This is a genomic window from Chlorobiota bacterium (assembly GCA_016710285.1).
GTDB lineage: Bacteria > Bacteroidota > Ignavibacteria > OLB7 > OLB7 > OLB7.
Map to the genome: position 1 here is coordinate 2,930,848 of JADJXR010000001.1, position 22,112 is coordinate 2,952,959.

Annotated in this window: 8 protein-coding genes; 2 read left to right on the forward strand and 6 right to left on the reverse strand. The window is 58.6% G+C overall.

Translation table 11 applies throughout. The features are described 5' to 3' along the window. Positions 1-90 precede the first annotated feature (90 nt). The 6 genes from IPM61_10735 to IPM61_10760 all read right to left on the reverse strand — a co-directional run bounded on the left by IPM61_10735 (position 91) and on the right by IPM61_10760 (position 18,495). The gene (locus IPM61_10735) at positions 91-3,381 is read right to left on the reverse strand and encodes a choice-of-anchor D domain-containing protein (protein ID MBK8911791.1); all 3,291 of its coding nucleotides are present in this window, start codon (positions 3,379-3,381) and stop codon (positions 91-93) included. 341 nt (positions 3,382-3,722) lie between these two features. Further along, positions 3,723-7,148: a choice-of-anchor D domain-containing protein gene (locus IPM61_10740; protein ID MBK8911792.1), complete on the reverse strand. Its 3,426-nt coding sequence runs from the start codon at positions 7,146-7,148 to the stop codon at positions 3,723-3,725. A 588-nt stretch (positions 7,149-7,736) separates the two neighbouring features. Next, positions 7,737-9,809 carry an OmpA family protein gene (locus tag IPM61_10745; protein ID MBK8911793.1) on the reverse strand — a complete coding sequence of 691 codons (2,073 nt, stop codon included), beginning with the start codon at positions 9,807-9,809 and terminating at the stop codon, positions 7,737-7,739. Positions 9,810-10,242: 433 nt separating this feature from the next. After that, positions 10,243-15,165, reverse strand: a complete 4,923-nt coding sequence (locus IPM61_10750; GenBank protein MBK8911794.1) for a choice-of-anchor D domain-containing protein — start codon at positions 15,163-15,165, stop codon at positions 10,243-10,245. Between the two features lie 48 nt (positions 15,166-15,213). Continuing rightward, a complete protein-coding gene (locus IPM61_10755) occupies positions 15,214-16,803 on the reverse strand; it encodes a DUF1501 domain-containing protein (GenBank protein MBK8911795.1) in 1,590 nt (529 codons plus the stop codon). 123 nt (positions 16,804-16,926) lie between these two features. Beyond that, positions 16,927-18,495 carry a DUF1800 domain-containing protein gene (locus IPM61_10760; GenBank protein ID MBK8911796.1) on the reverse strand — a complete coding sequence of 523 codons (1,569 nt, stop codon included), beginning with the start codon at positions 18,493-18,495 and terminating at the stop codon, positions 16,927-16,929. A gap of 634 nt (positions 18,496-19,129) precedes the next feature. Between IPM61_10760 and acs the strand changes: the two genes are divergently transcribed. Both acs and IPM61_10770 read left to right on the forward strand, forming a co-directional pair. Further along, complete coding sequence (gene acs, locus IPM61_10765) at positions 19,130-21,157, forward strand: acetate--CoA ligase (GenBank protein MBK8911797.1); 2,028 nt, start codon at positions 19,130-19,132, stop codon at positions 21,155-21,157. Between the two features lie 400 nt (positions 21,158-21,557). Then, on the forward strand, positions 21,558-22,037 hold the full coding sequence (locus tag IPM61_10770; GenBank protein ID MBK8911798.1) for a molybdopterin-dependent oxidoreductase: 480 nt from the start codon (positions 21,558-21,560) through the stop codon (positions 22,035-22,037). Positions 22,038-22,112: the final 75 nt, after the last annotated feature.

Genomic DNA, 22,112 nt, shown 5'->3' on the forward strand with positions numbered 1-22,112 from the left:
ATTTCTAACACTCTCCTAAAAAAAACGCAGGGTGCTTCTTTCTTCAAGAAGCACCCTGCGTTGGTTATCGGCGTGCGCGTTGCTGCGCGATTACTTGGCCACGACCATCGAACGAGTGATCGTCTGGCCGTTGACGCTCAGGCGGTAGTGGTAGCTGCCGCTGTTCAACTCACGGACGCTGAAGCTGACGCTGTGGTCGCCGGCGGCGCGTGCACCTTCGTCAAGGGTCAGCACTTCCTGGCCTTGCTCGTTGTAGAGCTTCACCGAGACGTTCCCGGCATTGGCCAAACGGTAGGCCAGCTTCACAAGGTCGCGGCCTGGGTTTGGTGTGGTTTGCCACAGTGTTGTGCCGTTTGCGCCAAAGGTCGCGTCCACGCTGCTGGTTCCGTTGGATTCGCCAGTTCCTGGCTGGATGCGTGTAGCGGTTCCTCCAAGCTGGACGGTCAACGCGCCGTTGGTGGCGTTGCTGTTGATGGTCAAGGTAGCGGTGGAGGTTCCCTGGTTCAGCGGACGGTAGGTGACTTCAAGGAACTCACTCTGTCCCGGGGCCAAGCTGGTGCGTGGCAGGCGACCCAGGGTGTAATCGGTGGAAGTTGCGCCGGTGATGGTTGTGGTTCCCAACCGCAGCGGGGCCGTCCCATTGTTGGTAATCATCACCGTTTGGCGTGCGACCTTCCCAACCGGAATCGTCACGTTGTCGAACAACGAGGCCGGGGCCACTGCAATGGTGCGCGTGTTGGCCTCGCCGGTGATTGCTGCAGTCAACGTGTCGCCCGTGCTGGTAATCAGCAGGAGCATTGCGTTGCGTGGTCCGGGCTGGCTTCCCGCCGCTGGCGTGTGGATGATGCTTAGATCAATGCTTTGCCCCGGGCTGATGGCAAATGGCACGGCTGGCCAGGGCTTTGCCGGGTTCATTGCAAATTCGGCAGCATCGGGTCCGGCAATCACCACTTTTTCGATGACTGTTAGCTCGATGGTGTTGTTTTCGGCGTGGGCATTTCCGATTCCTGCCTCTGCGCCGGGGGCATCAATCACGCTTGGGGCAACGGCCACATCGTTTGTCTGGACCGTGGCCAACCCCACGCCGCTGATATCCCAGTAGTAGCTTCCCCGCTCGGTGTTTCCTGGAAGAATGATTGTGGAATCGTTCGTTTGCAGCTGCACCGTTGCGCGGCGCGTTCCGCTGCGCGATGGAGTGAAGCTGAAGGTAATTGAAGCGCAGCTATCGGGCGGAATCACCCATGTGTCGTCGTTGTTGCTCTGCTCGGTGCCAATTCCCAGGAAGGCTTCAACAATCTTGAACTCCTGGGCATCGCCGCCAAACACGTGGAACTGGCGGCGGCCAACGCGAAGGTCGCACGCGCCGTTGTTGCATAGCTGGATGGTTGTTGTCGAGGTCTTGCCGATTTTGGTTTGCGGCATGGTGACTGCGCTAATCGCAGAGCCGTTGCTTGCGGCTGGAAGCGCCCCAATCCCACGTCCGAACAGATCCAACACCAGCAATCCATCACGCACGGTTCCATCAACATCAACTCCGGTGAAGTTGGCAGCGTTTGTGTGGATAAACATCCGTGTGAATCGCTTGCCAGGCTTCTGTGGTACAAAGGTCAGATAGTAGGTGGAGTTACCCGCTTCCGGTGTCTCCAATGGATAGAACGGCGTTGCATTGCTTGATGCCGGAGCCACGCCTGGGTCGGTGGTCAGGAAGTAATCCTTGGTTCCTATCAGTGCGGTTCCATTCACGCGGCGCAACTGATACCGTGGAGCCCCCTGCATGTAGATGGTGTCGGTTTCATAGGCCTCAACATCGGTGATTCGCATCGTTCCTTCGCCAATGTTTTTCATCACAACAGGGAGGGTAACGAACGACTCGCCGGTGCAGATGAAATCTTTTTTGAACAGCTCTGCATCGGATGTCAGCTTGGTGCTGTTAATGAAAAAGTCTGCGCCAGCAGCGCGGGAGTAGGCGTAGAGATTAAAGGTCCGTTTGCCATCTTCCGTTGTTACGGTTAGCGTTGCCAACTGGTTTGCCACGCCCACCGGAAGGAACCGAATCACGGGCGTTGAGGTCCCCGTGGCTTGCACTGTTGTGCTAAACGTGTTCACCAAGCCGCCCCCCACTGGGTTCACCAGTTTATACTGGTTTGTTGGGTCGGTGATGGTGTAGGTGACGGGCATTGCTGGGGCCGCAGCATTGCTGTTGAAGTTTAGGATGGAAAGCGGGGTGCAATCGCGCCAAGCAAAACGGTCCACCCGAATGATCCGCATCAGGGTGTCCTGATCGGCCATGGCAGCGGTTCCTCCTTCGGCAATATTCCCAACGTATTGCACGCGGGTGCTCCCCTGGGCGGCAAGGTTGTAGTTGATGGAAAACCCGTTGTCATCTTGGATGGTAAGCACCGCCGGGCGTACCCCCAGCCCTGTTGGCGCAAAGCGAATGTACGGCGTGCTGGTGGCTGCGTTGACCAACGTGCCGCTTAACACCGAAGTGAAAGGACCGGAAGCGGAGTTCGATAAGCTATACTCCGAAGCACTTGCCCCGCTAATGCTGTACGTGTAGGTGCGCGTGCCGCACGCCGGAAGCGATGCCGATCCGTTGCTGGCTGAAAACGGCTGGAACGTTGGGGCATTGCCGCGTTGGACCAAGAACGCCCCGCCTGTAAACAAACTGTCGTTGTTGGCCATCTTTACTGTCCCACCTTGCGCAAGGTCCCCTGCAATCATCAGATTGGCAACGCATGGTGCCAGTTTGTAGAGTGTCCCCGAGGTTGGGTAGTAGGTGGAGCTGTACGATGAGAAGGAGACAGATGGAGTTGAGGTGTTGATAGAAGCAAACTGTGTTGAGCTGATGCTGATACCAACAGACCCATTGTAGCTGGTGCCGTACGCGGAAGAACCGGACCCGTACACGAACTCAATAGCGTTGGTCGTTTCGTACAGCCGCACTTGGAACTTCACTTGGTAGGAAGAGCTAACGCAGCATTGGTTCACACGCCACTCCACTGTTAAAACGCGGTTTGGCGATGACCCGCTCAGCAAGTAGTACACGCCACCATCGCTTGGGCAGTACTGGTCGCGCCAGTATGCTGTGATGATTGGGGTGCCATAGCTGGAAGCCAGTGATGGCGGGCAGCAATACGTAGTGGTTACTGTTGATGAGCCCAAACCCAACGCCCCGTTCGAGCTAACGGAGAATTGTGTGTAGCTGGTTCCGGCAAGCTTGAACGTAAACCCGATGTTCGTGACGGATGAGGCTACGTCATCCTGATATGATCCCAACAGCGAACTTGCACTGCCCATGTCGGTCAGCGAGGCCCCTGTCGAGGATGAAAACTGGTACTGATTAAGCGACTGGCCGCTTGCCGGCCAGCATATCAGCATGATGAGTAGGAGGCTTGCCCCCAGTAGGCGATACGTAGAAATCATGGGTTAACTCCCGATGGATTAAGGATGGAAGAACGTTGCTCATTTGGCGACATTCACTAACAACAGCAACGCGCTCTACGGGTGCGAATTGCTGGGGAAGGGAGGGCTGAAAACAGATGCCACAGCTGGTGGCCTTGATAAGGCTTCCGGCTGGCAGCCGAAAACATCGGAAAGTTGGGGCTAATGACAAAGAGTTTTTTCCTTAATTGTTCAAATCTTTGAAAAAAAAAGCGCAGGGTGCTTCTTTCTTCAAGAAGCACCCTGCGTTGGTTATCGGCGTGCGCGTTGCTGCGCGATTACTTGGCCACGACCATCGAACGGATGATCGTCTGGCCGTTGACGCTCAGGCGGTAGTGGTAGCTTCCGCTGCTCAACTCACCGACGCTGAAGCTAACGCTGTGGTCGCCGGCGGCGCGTGCACCTTCGTCAAGAGTCAGCACTTCCTGGCCTTGCTCGTTGTAGAGCTTCACCGAGACGTTTCCGGCATTGGCCAAACGGTAGGCCAGCGTCACAAGGTCGCGGCCTGGGTTTGGTGCGGTTTGCCAGAGCGTTGTGCCGTTTGCGCCAAAGGTCGCGTCCACGCTGCTGGTTCCGTTGCTTTCGCCGGTTCCTGGCTGGATGCGTGTAGCGGTTCCTCCAAGCTGGACGGTCAGCGCGCCGTTGGTGGCGTTGCTGTTGATGGTCAAGGTAGCGCTGGAGGTTCCCTGGTTGAGCGGACGGTAGGTGACTTCAAGGAACTCACTCTGTCCCGGGGCCAAGCTGGTGCGTGGCAGGCGGCCCAGGGTGTAGTCGGTGGAGGTTGCGCCGGTGATGGTTGTGGTTCCCAGCTTAATCGGCATGGTGCCATTGTTGGTAATCATCACCGTTTGGCGTGCGACCTTCCCAACCGGAATCGTCACGTTGTCGAACAACGAGGCTTGGCTGGTGGCCAGCGTGCGGGTTCCGGCTTCGCCAATCAGGTTCAACGTCACAACGTCGCCGTTGGAAAGGGTCAAGTTCAGCTGGGCGTTGCGTGGGCCTGGCTGGCTTGCTGGTGCTGGGTTGTGAACAATGGCGAAGTGCATGGCTGCACCCGGCATCACTGCAAACGGCACGGCTGGCCACGGCTTCGCTGGATCCATCGTGAACTCCGCTGCATCGGTTCCCACAATCTCAATCTTGTTCACAAAGATCAATTCCTGCGTGGTGTTCTCCACCATCGCGCTTGCTGCCGAGTGGTCCGCGGTTGCGCCGCCAATCACTGCCGGGGCAAACATCACGTCGCGTGGCTCAAGCCCAACGGTTCCAACGCCGGTAACATCCCAGTAGTAGCTTCCCCGTTCGGTTAGCCCAGGAAGGATGATCGTGGAATCGTTGGTCCTTAGCTCAATCGTTGCGCGGCGCGATCCGCTGCGCGATGGCGTGAACTCTAACGTGACGGTGGTGCTGTCGCCCGGGGCCATCATGTAGGTTCCGGTGTTTCCGTCCAGCGTAAGGTTGCTGAAGGCATCAACAATCTTGAACTCCTTCACGTCGCCCGAACCAATACGGAAGCGGTTTTTGTCAATCCGAAGGTCGCAGGCACCTGGGTTGTAAAGCGTGACGGTCATCATGCGGCTGGTGCGGACTGCGGTGTTCGCGAACTTCACCGGCTTCGGAAGCTGGCCACCTTCCACACGGTCGCTGATGCTGGATCCCAAACCACGACCGAACAGATCAAACGTGAGCAATCCATCTTCGGTGTAACCCGTGACCGGATTGATCCCGGTGAAGTTTGCGCCGTTGGTTGGCAGGTAGATGCGGGCAAACCGCTTGCCTGGTTCCTGTGCCACAAAGTTCACGTAAATCGTCCGCGAGCCTTTCTCCGGAACGGAGATCGGGTAATCTTGGAAGCCGTTTGCCGGAACCGGAGCAACGCCTGGTTCGGTGCTGATGAAGTAATCAACCGATGGAATCGGCATCCAGTTCTCATCCATCAGCAGCGGATAGGCTGGGTTCCCTTGCCCGTAAATCGAATCGGTTCGATAGACCATGGATCCCAAAATCTGGAACTCCCCTTCGCCAACATTCACCACGTTGATCGGGTAGCTTTGGATATACTCCCCGGCGCAAATGAAATCTTTGTTGAAGACATCTTCATTTGGACCCAGCTTGCGGCTGCCCAAGTAGAATTCACCACCGGCAGCGGCGGAGAAGGCGTAGAGAACGTACGTCCGGATTTCCCCTTCGGCATTCACCGTCAAGGTTGCCCGCTGCGGACCAACGCCTTTTGGCGAGAAGCGGATTGCCGGGGTTGTGGAACCCAAAGCCGTTAGCCCGGTGCTGTAAGTGTTCACCAACTGGCCGTTGTCTGGGTTGACGATTTTGTACTGGTTGGTTGGGTCGTTCAGCACGAAGCTGGTTGGTGCGCTCGGGGCCTTGCCGTTGTTGTTGGTGTTGCTCACCGTCAGCGGCATGAAGTCTTGCCACGCAAGGCGGGTCACTTTGATGCCGTTGATAAGCGTGTCGCCGCTGGCAACGGAAGCTGTTCCGCCGCTGGCAACGTTGCCAATGTAGATCAACCGCCGTGTGGCTTCGGCTTCAAGAGTGTAGCTGCGGCTGAAACCGTTGTCGTCGGTGACTTGCAGCGTGGCGGTGCGGATGCCAATCGCCGTTGGAGCAAAGGTCACCGTTGGTGTCACCTTGCTGTCGGCACCGATCTTCCCGCTAGTTGGCGAAATAATGAAATCGCCTGGGTTCGCTCCGCTGATGCTGAAGGTGTAGCCGCGTGCCGAGCAAGGATCGGGATCCAAATAGATGGTGAATGGCTGGTAGCCCTGCGAGGTCCACACCTGAATCTTCGTTCCGCTCAACAGCTTGTCGCCGTCGGCCATCACCGTGGTCCCACCCTGGGCAGGGTCGCCACTGATCTGGATGTTGCAAGGGTTGAAGATGTAGAGGGTGCCGTAGCTAATGGGAGTGTCGAATAAATAGATGTCGTTGTTCGCAGTGCTGGTGCTAGTCGTAGCTCCTGTGATTCCTTGAAAACCACCTCCTGATGCTTTAGCCTCACTCCCTCCGCTTTCAGAGCCAGGGGTAACGCTGATAAAATCGGAAGAGCTTGCGGCAATGCCGATGGATGCGGAATTGGAATAGTAATCACCATACACGTTGGAGTAGGTGCTCATATCTCCATACCAGAGTTCAACCCTGTTGGATCCTTCATATAAGCGAACTTGGAAGGACCCGTACACGTAATCGTAGTATGAAAGCTCAATGGATTGGAAGTCAATAACCAAAACGCGATTTGGGGCAGTGCCGTTGATGAAATACGAGACAGACCCTGAAACTTCATCATCAAAATCATCGCCTGGAACGCGAAGATCGTTCCAGAACGGAGCAATCTGAGGTGTTGTTCCTAATGAGTAGTTTCCGCTTGTAGCTGTTAGGTTGTTGACATAGTAGCCAGTCACGTTCGTTGAGCCAAGCCCAATCACACCATTGGAGCTTACGGAGAATCGTGTGTACGGCTTGTTATCGAAGTAGAAGGTGAACGCCGGTTGGCCTTTTGCAACCGATGGAGTAAAGGCGGCGACATCGTCATCGGCCCCGACGCTGAGTATCTCGGTGGGCTTTCCCTCTGGTGAAATTGGATCACCGTAGGTGTCCAAGAATTGGTAGTTGGAGACGTTGCCGTAGGATAAGCCCATCGGCAGCATCAGTGCTAGGGCTACCCCCAGCAAAAGTCTGTACAGGTGTCTCATGGTTGGAAACTCCGGTTAGTGAGAGATGTAGTCTGGATGCGTTCTTTTTGTATTGCCTATTGCACCACGCATGGTTCATGGATATGAACCGCAACCCTTCTGGGCTGCTTCAGCGGGCATTGTTGATTTTTCTATAAATCAGTTATGGCCAATAGCGTGCGTCGTGCTATTGGCCGCCATTGACGAATATCTGCGGCAGAGCAAGGCAGATAGTGGCGTAACAGTGTTAACAACAACATGGGGGGATCCTTTTTTCTCGAGTCCGATCGTGCTCCTCATTCTTGGCGTTTGTTGGTCATCGGTTGGCTATTGCTGCGTCATCGGGTCAAAAATCGCAGGTGCGGCGCACGGATCCACGCCCGCTACTGTACGATTGATCGGCTTGGATAGATTTGGGCACATAGCAGCATGGTATTCTTGCTATGGTCAAATCGGACACCCATAATAAGCAAAAATTATGCCCAAGAACACCGCCTTCCTTCAATGGTTACACGATCCCACACTGCTGGTAGGACTGGCCCCACCAGATGCCTGCTTTTAGACGTGGCAATCTTTCACGGTGCGGGGTAACTCGTCCCCATTGACCCCTTACGGCTCCTTCCGAATATCCTCCAGCGGCGTTGAGACCTCCACCGTCACCGTGCGGCAGTAGTAACGGCCCTCGGGAAGGGCGTTGTCGTACAGCAGCCGCGACGGCCCCACCCCTTGCGCGCCAAGAATGGCCGCGCCGGGCCGCTCGGCAAGGATCAAATCCCGCACCGCAAACGCGCGCGATTCCGACAGCTGCTGGTTGTGCCGAAGCTCGCCAAGCCGGTCGGTGGAGCCGGTGATCTGCAAGGTGGAGCGGGGATAGATGGATTGCGCCACAAATGCCGAAACCATCCGCCGGTTCTGCGGCGTTATCTCCGCCTTGTCGAAATCAAACACGATCAAGCTCAGCCTGCTGATCTCGAACGGGTGGGTTGCCCCGCTTGCCGGAATCGTTGCTTCCGATTGCGCCCGTTTCCCCCGCGCATCGGTGATCTCCAGCACGCTTTCTATCTCCCCACGCTCCCCAACGTTTTCGGAAATCACCCCAGCGGCGTGGTCGTCCAGGGTCCACGTTACCGTTGTGGGGGGCGCGCCGGTTCCGGCCTGCTGGGCCACGGTGGTGGTTCCGGCACTCACCCGCAATTGCCACGAGCGAATGGCCGCCGGGCTGGTTGCCTCCGTTGCGAAGGATAGACTTTTGGGGGAGTAGGAGTACTCATTGAACCGCTCGTGAAGGATCGGAGCCAACAGGTCATCGGTCAGCGAAGCGATTTCAACGCGCCGGTTTTCCTCCACCCCTTCCTGATACTCGGCACTGCTGGGGAACGTTGGCCGCGCAAGCACCGCAATGGCGATCCGTTTTGGATCCACCCCCCACGTGTTGGTGATGTACGTTTTTATCGCCTGCGCCCGCTGCTTGGCCAGCGTGGTGGCTTCGGGTTGGGTTGCGGTTTCGCGCCCGTCGGTGGTCCCGTTCAGGGTGATCTTGATGGAAGGCTCGGCGGCCATTCGCGAGCCGATCACGTTCAGGATGTTGTAGTAGGCATCCAACGAGCGGTGCGGCAAATCTTTCTCATTGAACGCCGCACGCGCTTCGGGGCTAATCTTCTGATACCGCCCGGGAATGTCCGTGCTGGCACTGTCGAAGAAGATGTACGGAAGGATCGGGAACGTCTCGGTGACGATGGTTCGCACCACCTGGACCCGCTCGCTTGTGCTGGCGGTGATTCCCGCCACGGGAAGAACCTCCGGCGGCGGAGGAGGTGGGGGGGGCGGTGGCGGCGGAGGAGGTGGCGGCGGCGGTTGCACCGGAACTCCAAAATCGTAGCGGAGCGCAAGGTCCCCCTGGATGGTGGAGGTGCGCCAGCGATTCGATAGAGTGATGTCGGTGAAGGGGTGATAGTAGCTTACCTCCGGTGCAATGCTCAATCGGTTGGCAATGGGGAAGGCGTAGCCCAGCGTCCCGCTTGCGGTGATCAGCGTCTGGACATCGTTGATTGGTCCGTTCCCAACATCGCGAATCACCCGATTGGTTTCGGGATAGACCACACCATCGGGGGAGGTGATTTCCTCGGTTTGGTGGTAGGTCGGTTCCGCCAGCGGAAACCCCGCGCCCGCGCCGGCCCGGACGTAGATTGGGAACTCTGGAAATGGCGCAACCCGCAGCCCGAACTCACCCACAAAAAAATTCAGCGTTGCGGTGTAGTTGTGCTTCCGTTCAAGCGGGACGTAGCGGTTGCTGTTTGGGTCCAGCACCGGAAGCCCTGCGGTGTAGGCCTCGCCGAAGGATCCGCCGCGCTGCGCAAACAGCAGATGGGCGGTAAGGTCAACCGCGCCGCCAAGCAGTGGGAACTCGCCGAACACCCCAGCAATCATCCCCTCCCCGTCGCCATTGCCAAACGCGCCGCACTCGGTTCCGCTGGTGAAGATGCTGGCTTGGGTTTCGTGGCGGTTGTAGCCATATCCCCCCAACGCCCCAAGCCGGAACGTCACCCGCTCCAATCGCCCCGAATCGAATTCGGTTGTGTCTGGGGGCGTTTCCTGGGCCGTGGCCTGCGAAGCCGCAATCAATGAAAAAGCAATCGCGCAAAGAAGGAGTGCGCGGTGTTGTTGAGTATGCAAGTGCGTCAAACCGGTGTCATGGGTTGTTGGAAAAACGCGTTGTGCCATGCCGCCATAAGGTAGCCGTCCCGAATGAGTCGGGGCCGCTACCACTGTGAGGTAGCCGAAGGTCTTTAGCCTTCGGCGTCTAGCATTGGGGAACGACTGGGCAGGCTAAAGACCTGTTATCAATCCCGACGAAGGTCGGAACCGCTACCGTTTCGCTGCAAAAAACTCACCTGCCCATTCCTCCAGCATTGGAGGGACGAGGTAGCCGAAGGTCTTTAGCCTTCGGCGTCTAGTTTTGAGGAACGACTGGGCTCCGACAAAGGTCGGAGGCGCTACCGTGTCTATCTCTGGGGAACGTCTCGGCAGGCTAAAGACCTGTTATCAATCCCGACGAAGGTCGGGGCCGCTACCGTTGCCCGGATCCGGGAGCTGCTACCGTTTCGCTGCAAAAAACTCACCTCACCACTTCCATCCGTTCGGTTGCGCGGAAGTTGTTGGCTTCAAAGATGTAGAAGTAGCTTCCCTGCGGAAGATCGGCGGTGTTCAGCTCCACGCGGTAGCGTCCGCCGGGGAGCAGTTGGTGCCCGTCCATCAGCTTCGCCACCTGGACCCCCGCGCTGTTGAACAAGCTGAGCCGTGCGTTGGCATCTTCAAAGAACTCCACCTCAATCGTCACAATCCCTTTTGTTGGGTTCGGCGATGGAGCCGTCAGCCGGTTCAGCCCGCCACGGAAATTCAGCCGTGAGATATTGCAGCGCGGGTCCACCTGCACGATGCTGGTGTCGCCGGTTGGGATCAGCTTCACGAAGAAGATGGAGTCGCTGCTGAAATCGGTTGCCAACACCGCAAGGTGCATCGGCGAGCGGATGGAGTCCGGAACCGCAACGGCAAACCGCGCCCGCGCAAGCTCCCCACGTTGCACGCTGTCGCAGCCGGGGATGCTCACCCTGATTCCGGTTGTCCCTTCCGTTGCCGAAACCGCCGCCGAGTAGGGCGAGCTGATGCTCAAGAACTGCAACGCACGCCGGTTGTAATTCAGCGCGAACCCAACATCCAACGGCATCTGGGCAATGTCCCGGTCGCTGTAAATCCCCACCTCAATCGTGTCGGCAATCACCCCGCCAATCGTGTCAATCTGGCTCACGTTCGTGTCCAAAGTAAAGCGGAACGGGAAGGGGGGAGCGTAGCCGAAACTGTAGATCCGCCCGGTGTCGGCGATTGGGCAAGGGAGGTTCGATTCGGCAGTGATTGCGGTGTCGTACAACCGCTCCACGAACGGGCAGAACCGCACCGTCAGCAGGACGGTATCCCCCGGCGCAAGCTGGGTTGGATACGGGACGCTGCTCCCCACAACCGTATGCCCGGGGGGAAGCCGCAGCGCGTTGAACTCCACCGGAATTTTGCCCGGGTTCGTCACCGCCAGCACCCTGTCGGCGCAGCTTTTCAGGTTCACCGTGTCGAAGCTGGTCAGCGATGAAACGGCGATGCGTGGTTGCGCAATCTGGATGTAGATGCTGTCGGGCGGAACCACCAGCTTGTACAGGACCAGCGTGTCGCTGTCGAAATCCACCTCATCAATGTGGACCTTGAAAATCGTGTCCCCCGTTCGTGGAATGAACGTCACCCACGCGATGGTGTCGGCCGGGACCTGCAGCGCGTTCCGCAGCGTGACCCGTGCGCCGTCGCCGGTGTCAATCGCGGTGATGTTGTTGGTGTAGCTGCTGGAGACCTGCCCCAGGCTTACGATGGTGGAATCGTACTGAATCCTGAACCGAACATCAATCCGATCCTGCGGCATATCACGGTCGGTGATGACCGGAAGCCGCAGCGTGTCGCAGGTGGTGATGGTGATCGTGTCGAGCGTGGCCGCAACGGTGTCGAACGTCATCCGCATTCCGTAGGGGAAGGCAAACCCTTCGCCGCGAACCAGCACGGTGGTGTCGTCGTCGTTGCAGGGATAGGAGGTGGTGATATACATCCGCGCCTGGTACGGGCGGGGTGCGCGTGGGGTGAAGTTCACCCGAATGCGGAAGGTGTCGCCACGCTTAATCACCCACGGAAATGGCGCGCCGTTTACCGGGGCCGCCGCAAACACTTGCTGGTCCGGAACAAACCGAATCCCGGTCACGATCATGCTGTCGCCGCTGGGATTCACGAACTGGTCGGGGACCGTCACCGTCACGGTTCGGTTGGGCGATGTTGTGCCGGCGCGGGTGTTCGGGAAGTTGATTGGCGTTGGAGCCGGCTGGAAATTCAGCTCGCGCCGCCCGCTCATCGTCACCGTGTCCTCGCGGTTCCAATCGGTGGTGTGCGAACGGATGTGGAACTTCCCGTTGGCCAGCAAATTCTGCTGCGTTGCCGGAATGTTCGGGCAGAACGAAATCTCCAACGTGTCGGTGGTGCTTGGCGGAATCTGGTAGGGAAGCGTCCGCGCGCCGGTCAGCTTGCTTCGCCACGAATAGACTGCGGGGATTGCGTTGGCAACGTTCCGCCCGTCAATCCAGATGGAGTCAACGGTGATCGGCTTGAAGGCACTTTGGTTCGGCAGCGGGATTTCCCGAACAATGCAATCGCACGGGCGCACCAGCCCGTAATTGATAAAGCTGAGCGGGACGTCCAACCGGTAGATAATCCCTTGCCCGGTCAAGCTCCCAACTTGCTGAATCGCACACGGGTTGCTGCTGACCGCACGCACGTTCCCGTTGTAGGCCGTCTCCTGCGTTGGCGCGAATTGAACATCCACCAGAATGGAATCGCGCGGTTGCAACGTTGCCGGGAACGGGCGCGTTGTGGCAACGATGGAGTACCCTGGCGGCAGATACAGCGTATCCACCTCCACCGGAACCGTGCTGATATTCTCCACCAAAATGCGGTCGGTTCTTGTTGTCCCAACCTCAACCAATCCGTAGGTGGTCAGCGGCGTGACGTAGAGTTTTGGGGTGGTGCTGGTCCCCCGAATCAGGACTTGGTATCGCTGGCCATCGCTTAGGTTCACGTCAATGAAGGCTTGGTCCGCACGGTCGTCGGCCAGATCGTTGGGGCAATAGCGGAGCGTCCAGGTTGTGCTTTCGCCTGGCTGCAAGGTTCCGCTGCTCATGCCGGAGACTTTCGTGTACTTCCCGGTCGGGTCATTCAGCGTTGCCGAGGTGATGGTCAGCGGGCCGGCGGAGGCGTTCGTGATCGTGATGGAATCTTGGCCGCAACGGCAGCCAACAACGTTGCTGATGGAGAGATACGACGGCTGGAACGACAACGCATCGAACACTCCGGTTCCGCTGATTGGAATGCAGACCACGCCGTAGCACTCTTCATCAAAAATGCAGAGGGTGTCGTAGTAGGTGATGGCCTCGCGCGGGCGGAACTCCACGGTGACGTTCCCGCTGCGCCCTTTTGCAAGGTTCAGCGAACGCCCGCCGGCGATGCGGAAGACATCGCCAATTTTCAGATAGGCCGAAAGCCGCCGTGGGTCGCCCCGATTCTCCACCGTCACTGCTTGTGTGGCGGTCTTCCCAATCGTCACATTCCCAAAGCCGATGATGCTTTGATTGAACACGAAGTTCACATCAATCCCATATGCTTTCAGGAAGACTTTTTTGACGATGGTGCACCCCCTGTAGCGGGTCTTCACCCGCATCTCGCCGGTGTAAGTTCCGGCGCGGGTTGGGCGGAACCGGACGAACGTTGCGTTGTACGCCTCCTGCGGTTGCAGCATAATCGGGAAGCGGAACCGGCGGCCAAAAAAGCCGTCGTCGAACTCGATGGTGTCAATGCCGATGGGATCGCTAACACCGCTGCGGTATTGATACGTCCGCACGTCGCTGATCTGCCCCGGGCATACCGGGCCGAAGCTCATGGAATCAATTTTGCTGCCATCCTCTTTCAGCAGCAGCAGGACCTCCTGCGTATGGCCCACCAGCGGGATAATGCCGCTTCCTGGGCAGCGGTCGTCGCTGAACAGGCGCAAGGTGTCGTAGTTGGTGCGGGTGGTGTCGCCGGCGTTCATCCGTATCAGCATCGTCCAGCTTCCCCCAGGCGGGACCGTCAGCGGAAGGTTCTGGCCTGCGATTGCCGGGGACCATTTGAAGACGGTATCGCTCAGCCGGATGCTATCAATGTTTAGCGGGCGGTTGGTGATGTTGGTAAGGGTCAGCGGTTTCTCGGCAAACGGTTTCTCCACGCAGCCAACGTACAGGGTGTCAAGGTCAATCTGCCCTTCGCTGTACTCAAAATCTGTTTTCCGAATAAAGTTGATGGGGATGCGGGCGATGTTGTTGCAGCGGTTGTTGTTGAACACCCGAAGCTCCGCCTGCAACTGCCCGGTGATGGTTGCGCGCATCCTGACGGTGGCCGATTGCGGCGCGTTCTGCTGCAACGTCAGCCGGTTTGGGGTGACGGTGAACAGCCCCGCATCGCGCCCGGCAACCTGCAGCACCACTTGCCCCGCACAGAACGACGTGTCGGTGACGGTGACGGTGAACGTGGTGTCGCCGGTGCAGATGATGGTTCCGCTGAAACTTGTTGGCGCGACGCTAAAGGTGAATGGGACGGTGCGGTTGCTGGCCTCGCACCGTGCTCCGCTTCGCATCCGCCCAACGATTCCGTGGCCGGTGGCATCGCACAAGGCTTGCCCGGTGGGGGCTTCGTTGAACCGGTAGTACAGCACCAATCCGTTCTCGTTTCCATTCAGCGAAAGGTCCTTTTGGCAGCGGATTTCGTTGGCGGTAAGCGCGCGGCTCCAGATTCGGACTTCATCAATCTGGCCCAAGAAGGTGCGGTAGCGGTTGGCATCGTCGTACAAGCCATTGCAGCTTCCAATCTGCGTTTGCAGGTTCCGGTTGGCAACCGGGTGAAGCCGTGTGACGGGATACGCCGGGTTGGTCCCCGTGGCAGCCTGGAACCCGTTGACGAACAGCTGCGCCGTTCCGCTGCTTTCCCACACCGCCGCAACGTGGACCCATCCGCGTGTGTACAGGTCCGGAACGTCAACGCTGGCAATGGTGTTGTCGGCACTTTCCAGCTTGGTTCCGTCGGCACTCAGCTCAAAGTAGATGCGCGTCCCTTCGATATAGACCACCCACTGGTCGTTGTCATCTTTGTTCGGCCCCCACAGTCCACCAACGAACTGCCGCATCCCTGGCTGCTCCTGCGGTTTTATCCATGCCTCGAACGTCAGCGCGGTGTTGAGCGCGGCCAGGCGGTAGCTGGTGTCAACGTCAACATACTGCGCATTGCGCCCGCTGGTGACTTGCGTCAGCAGCGCGTTGCCGATGCACGCTTTGTTGGCATCGCAAGGGGCGGGGAACTGTGCGTTCGCCCCCGTGCTGGTTGCCACAATCAGCGCGGAAAGAAGGAGCAGTTGATACAGGAATGGGCGCATACAATGGTAGGGAAGAGCTTGCCAATTACGTCGGTTCTGCGGAAATCATCACCGCACGCATCGCACCACTTGCGTGGCTATCCGTTGCCCGTCGCGAAGGGTGCAAAGATAGGTCCCCGCTGGCAGTTCTGCGGTAAGTGGGATTTGGTACTTGCCCGGGCTTACGCGGCGGTCCAGCAGGGTCGCCACCCGTTGCCCGGCCATGGTGGATAGGTCCAATTGCACGTGGGTCGCACGGTCAATGCTGATCTGCAACGTGGTGGTTGTCCGGAACGGGTTTGGGTACGCCCCGGCAATGCTGAAGCTCCCGTCGGCATACTCAGCACGGCGGTCGGTTCCGCTTTTTTGCGCTTGCAGAATGTCCAGCGGGATCACCGTCTCATCTTGCAGCACGGTGCGCATCTCCGGCATGGTCATCCCAAACCAATCGGTTAAGATTTCGGCATAGACTGCGCGGTAGTCAATCTGGTACTGAAGGTCGCCGTTGGCATTCAGGTTTTTTAGATCTGGCGGATCCCCAAACACTCCGCTGTTGACTTGGGTTCCGAACACGAACTGCACCGAGGCCGCGCCGTGGTCGGTCCCGCGGCTTCCGTTCTCGTATGGCCGCCGCCCGAACTCGCTGATCGTCATCCCAATCACCCGGTCGGCCAATCCCAGCCGCGTCATGTCGTGCATGAATTGCGCCACCGAGTCGCCAATCCGGCTAAGAAGCGTGGGGTGAAGCCCCACGTACTCATCGCCAACGGCAATCTGCTGCGAGACGTGCGTATCGAATCCCCCCATCGAGACCACATAGACTTTGGTGTTCAACCCCCCAGCAATCAGCGCGGCCACCGAGGCCATCTGCTGCGAAAGGCTGTCGTCGCCGTAGGTGGCGTCCAGCTTGCTTTTGCCGTTGTTGTAGGCATCCCGCACCGATTGCGCGTACTTGTTGGAGCGGTTGGCGATGTCGGCAACGAACTGATATTCCAGGCTGTAGCTGGTGTTCGCGCTGTCGGGGTCCAGCTCGTCAAGTTGCGAGGCAACGCCTTGCAGTTGCGTGGGGTCAATCACCTCGATCCCCATCCGCCCTTTGGAGCTTATCAACGCCAGCGAGAAACCGCCGAACTGAATGGCCAACGGGTCCGGAGGAAGGGAGGCGGGGAAGTCGGGATAGCGTTGCTCCAGATAACGGCCAACCCATCCGGTGTCCAATCGGGTGTCGGGGTTGGAATTGTTGATGCCGCTTAGCCAAATATCGGTGGAGCGGAAGTGCGACAAGTTCGGGTTGGGATAGCCAACGCCTTGCACAATCGCCAGCGTCCCAATTTCCAACATCCGCCCCATCCCCCCGCGCGAGCCGGTGGCCAACGCGGGGTGCAGGTAGATGTCGCCAATGTTGTTCCAGGCCTTGTCCTTTGCGATTGCCAGCGCAGGGCGGATGCGGTAGTACTCGTCGTCGTGGCAGGGGGGCATGGTGTTCAGCCCGTCGTTGCCGCCGAACAGTTGGATCACCACCAGGATGCGGTCGTTGTCGGGTGGCATCTGTGCAAGTGCGGCAAGCGAGGTGTTCGCCCGCGCCGGCAATCCCCCCACCATGAACGGTGCGGCGGCGGTTGCGGCGGCAGCAGTCTTCAGGAATGAACGGCGTCTCATAGTTGGTTATCGGAAATGCGGTTGTCGGGAAATAGCGTTGTGCGTCGGCCAGAAGATGTCGAAGGCTAAAGACCTTTTATCAACCCCGACGGAGTCGGGGCGGCTACCACTTCGTGGGTTTCACTAGCACAGCTGGAAGTCGGGCAGTTCGGCGATTGTTTGCAGCAGGTCTTTCATGTTTCGGGCTGCGGTCGAGGGGCTGTTTTCCACAATCCCTGCCCATTCGTAATCGGGCGCGCCGCCAACCAGCTTCTTCACAAAAATGCCTTTGCGCCCTGCCGAAAGCGGGCGTGGCAGCAGCAACGCGCCAAGCGATTTCACCAGCTCGTTCACGTCGTCGTACTGCGGGAATTGCTTGATGAACGTTAGCACCGCCGCTTCGCCCATTGCCGAAATCACTCGGCGTGCTGCGTCGGCGCGAACCGGGTAGGTGGTGGTTGTCACCCAGTCGCGGTAGCCGGGCCAGCCGCTGACGTTTGGGGGATCGAACAGGTCCTGGCCCATTGCCCGCATCTCGCCGTACAGGTTTCCGGTTGCGCCAAGCTGCCGCGCCAGCCCAACTTCGAACTCCATCGGCGTTTTAATCTGCGCGCCGATGTTGGCGTTGTCGTAGAAGTGCGCGCTTTTCAGCAGCGCGGCCATCACCGGCTTGATGTTGAAGTTGTTGGCAACAAAGATGTCGGCCATCGCCTCAATCACCGCTGCGTCCGATTTTGCTGGGTTGCTGTACACGAAGAAGGTGTAGAGTTTCCGGCAGATGAACCGCGCAACCTCGCGCGGGCGTTTCTGGAAGATGGTGTCAATCAGCTTGGCAATCTCTTCCTGCCGGACAATATGCTCGGTGTTGGTGGTGCTGTCGCGCGCGGGGAACGAGGTCCCCATGAACTGCTTGGCGTTGGTGTCGTGGTTCTTGGCCTCGAAGTAGCTGCTGAACAACCCGCTTGGCGGGATGAACTGGTCGGTGAACTGCGAAACACGCCACCCCGTCAGTATCCGCGCCGCCTCCTTCACATCCCCCTCGGTGTAGTGGCCGATTCCGGTGGTGAACAGCTCCAACAGTTCGCGCCCGTAATTCTCGTTCGGTGCTCCGGCGCGGTTAAGGTCCCCGCCAAGATAGACCAGCATTGCCCCGTCCAACGTGATGTTGAAGGTCAACGCCTTAAAATCCCCCAAGCCGGTGTCGCGGAATAATTTGTTTTGGCGGTACAGAAGCGGCCCAATCACGAACTCCAGATCAACCTCAAACTCACTGGTGAAATGGCCGCTCCAGAACGCTGCCATTTTTTCGGCAGCGGTCAATCCGGCATCGCGCATCACCCCAATGGACCAGTTCCGCAGCGCGCCGGCATCGGCAATCCACTGGCCACGGATTTGGCTTTCCAAGTCAGGGGTTAATCCCTCCAAACTTTCGGTGGCGTGGTCAACCATAGCGGGTGGGGTCGGTTCGTTGGGGGTGTCCAGCAGTTTGTCCACTGCTTCGCCCGGGGTGAGCTTCATCAGCGCGTCAATATCACTCCAGCGTGGAAGGAAGGTGATGCGCCGCAGCAAATGGCCCACACGAATCGCATCCCACGGTTGTGCGGTGCTTGGGACGAACGGCTCAAGCCCAGAAAGCGGGCGAACAGCGGTGGCAGTTTCGGGGCGCGCGATGCGGTTGTGCGCCCACGTGGTAAGGAAGGAACGACGGTCCATAAACAACTCCGGGTACAGACGGCCAGCCAGGGTGCAACGCCGTTGGCTTGAACGCCGCCAGCAAGCATACCACACGGCTGCTTTTTGAGTGGAATGGGAACTTGGGGAGGAAGATAGGGCAACGCACGCAAAGAACCTTCGGAAGAAGCGGCCAGCACCCCGTTGATAGTAGCGATGCCGGCGCGGCCTTTTGCGTCACGCTTGTGTGCGCTGGCCAAGTTGACACAACCTTTTTGATGAAGTTACGGCCCTTACTTCATCGAACTCAATCTTCCTTCAGAATCCGCCAACGTAGCAGCCCCCACCCCGCCTCCCCCAATTCTGGGGGAGGGGCTGGCAGCAATGGTTCGGGATTCAGAGAGAACGGGGTCAATAGCCAAACCAGTTCCCCCCAGCATTGGGGGGACGCGAAGCCGCTTGCGGCGAAGCAGGGGGGCGCGGCGCAAGCCGTGCGAAGTCCCCTCAGGTTCAGTGTGTTTGCTTCAGCCTAGTGGCGCGGTTCCACTCTGCACCGTTCGGCAGTTGAACTCAGTTCTTTTTTTCTTTGCTTGCCTCCGTTGCTTCGCTCCCGTTATCTTTCCGGCAAACAGCATTCCGCTTCTGCATCGCGCAACACCGATCTTCCCAACAGCCAATGAAGAAAAAACAATCTTCCCCGAAACGCTCTCCCCTGAAGAAATCTTCCCGCGCCGCCACGGCTGCACCTTCGGAATCCGCCGAGCAATCTATCACCAGCGTGTTGCACGAGTCGCGGTTGTTCCCGCCGGCGGAGGGGTTCAGCAGCCAGGCAAGGGTGAAGTCGCTGCGGGAGTACAAGAAACTGGTGAAACGCGCCGAAGAAGACCCGGAAAAATTTTGGGGTGAGATTGCCAACCAACTCCACTGGCACAAACCGTGGCGGAAGCTGCTGCAATGGAAGGCCCCGTTCGCCAAGTGGTTCGTTGGTGGCAAAACGAACATGAGCCACAACTGCCTGGACCGGCATCTTGACGGCTGGCGGAAAACAAAGGCCGCGATTATCTGGGAAGGGGAGCCTGGCGAGCAGCGGACGCTGACTTACGGGCAGCTGCACCACGAGGTCCAAAAGTTCGCGAACGTTCTGCTTTCGCTTGGGGTGAAGCAGGGCGATACCGTTGGAATCTACATGGGGATGGTCCCTGAAGCCGCAATCGCCATGCTGGCTTGCACGCGGATTGGCGCGGCCCACAACGTGGTGTTCGGCGGGTTCAGTGCCGAGGCTCTTCGCGACCGCATGAACGACAGCAACGCCAAACTGATCGTCACCCAGGACGCAGCGTGGCGGCGCGGAACCGAAGTGAAATTGAAGGAGGCCGTGGACCGCGCGCTGCCGGAATGCCCAACGGTCCAGCACGTTGTGGTGCTTCGCCGCACCGGAACCCACGTGGGGATGCACGCCGGGCGGGACCATTGGTGGCATGAGATGATGCAATCCGCTTCCGCCGTTTGCCCGGCTGTTCCGCTCGATAGCGAGCACCCGCTCTACTTCCTGTACACCAGCGGCTCCACCGGAAAACCGAAAGGGATTTTCCACACGCTTGGGGGAAGCATGGTCTGGCTTCACTACACCACCCGAATGGTGTTCGACGTTCGCGACGACGACATCTACTGGTGCACCGCCGACATCGGCTGGGTGACGGGGCACAGCTACGTGGTCTATGGTCCGCTGCTGAACGGCATCACCACGCTGATGTACGAAGGCGCGCCAAACTGGCCAGAAGCCGACCGTTTCTGGGACATCATCGAACGCCACCGGGTCACCATTTTCTACACCGCGCCAACGGCAATCCGCGCCTTCATGCGGTGGGGGGAAGGCTTCCCGCGCAAGCATGATCTCCGCTCGCTGCGGCTGCTTGGCTCGGTTGGCGAACCGATCAACCCCGAGGCATGGATCTGGTACCAGCAAACAATCGGCGGCGGACATTGCCCGGTGGTGGACACATGGTGGCAGACCGAAACCGGGGGGATTATGATCTCGCCGCTTCCGGGCGCAACGCCAACAAAGCCGGGATCCGCCACGCTTCCGCTTCCGGGAATCAACGCCGAGGTTGTCCGCAAAGATGGCACACGCTGCAACCCCGACGAAGGGGGATTCCTTGTGGTGAAAAGCCCGTGGCCGGCAATGCTCCGCACAATTTTTGGCGACGACGAACGCTACCGCAAAACCTACTGGAGCAACTACAAAGGATGGTACTTCACCGGCGACGGCGCACGCCGCGACCGCGACGGATATTTCTGGATTATGGGCCGGGTGGACGACGTGGTGAACGTATCGGGCCACCGGTTGGGAACTGCCGAAATTGAGTCGTCGCTGGTAAGCCACCGCGACGTTGCCGAGGCCGCCGTGGTTGCCCGGCCCGACGAGTTGAAGGGGAACGCCCTGGTGGCGTTCGTCACCCTGAAAAGCAGCAAAGCACCAAGCGACCAGCTGAAGGAAACGCTGCGGAATCACGTTGGGGAGGAGATTGGCCACATCGCCAAGCCGGATGAAATCCGATTTACCGACGCGCTCCCCAAAACCCGATCTGGCAAAATCATGCGCCGGTTGCTCCGCGAGATTGCCAGCACCGGAAGCGTCAGCGGCGACGTGACAACGCTGGAGGATTTCACCACCCTGGAACGCCTCCGCACGGAGGAGGAGTGAGGTTGAGATTGCGGGGTAGCGGCCCCGACCTTCGTCGGGGCCGAGTCGGCGGAGCGGGGTAGCGGCAGGTCTTTAGCCTGCCGAGTCTTTTTTGAGAGATAGTCGCCGAAGGCTAAAGACCTTTTATCAATCCCGACGAAAGTCGGGACGGCTACCGGTTGGAGGAGTGAGGTTGAGATTGCGGGGTAGCGGCTCCGACCTTCGTCGGGGCCCAGTCTTTTTTGAGAGATAGCCGCCGAAGGCTAAAGACCTTCGGCTACCGATTGGAGTCGCCAAAGGCTAAAGACCTTTTATCAATCCCGACGAAAGTCGAGACGGCTACCGGTTCGCAGGAGGAGTGAGGTTGAGATTGAAATTGAAATAGAAACTGAGAGAACACACACACCTTAAAAAAACAACCATGAAATTGATCCCTTGCATCGCCCTGTTGGTATTGCTTGGAGCTTCGATTGCCGAAGCGCAGAGCCTTAAAATTGTTGGGGAAACCGTGAAGGACTCGCTGGTGCTTTCCCTGACGGAGCTTCAATCAATGCCCTCCGATTCCGTTGAGGTGGTCCATGATGGAGCCTCGCACTGGTTCCACGGCGTTCGGTTGAACGAGCTTCTGCGGCGTGCCGGGGTTCCCACCGGGCGTTCGCTGCGCGGCGATGCCATGAACCTGGTGATGCGCCTTTCAGCAGCCGATGGCTATCGCATCACCCTTTCCCTTTCCGAACTGGAACCCGACTTCACCAACCGCACGGCGATTGTGGCCTACCGGATGGGGGATGGTGCCCTTTCGGAAAAAGATGGCCCGCTCCGCCTGGTCATCTCCGGCGAAAAACGTGGCGCGCGAATGATCCGCCAACTCACAGAAATCCGGATCGTGCGGGTGGAGTGAACTCCGCAAAAAGCGAATGGCCTTGCGGCCCTCCGATCTTCCTGTTCCATGTGTCTTCCAACAACCAATCTCCAA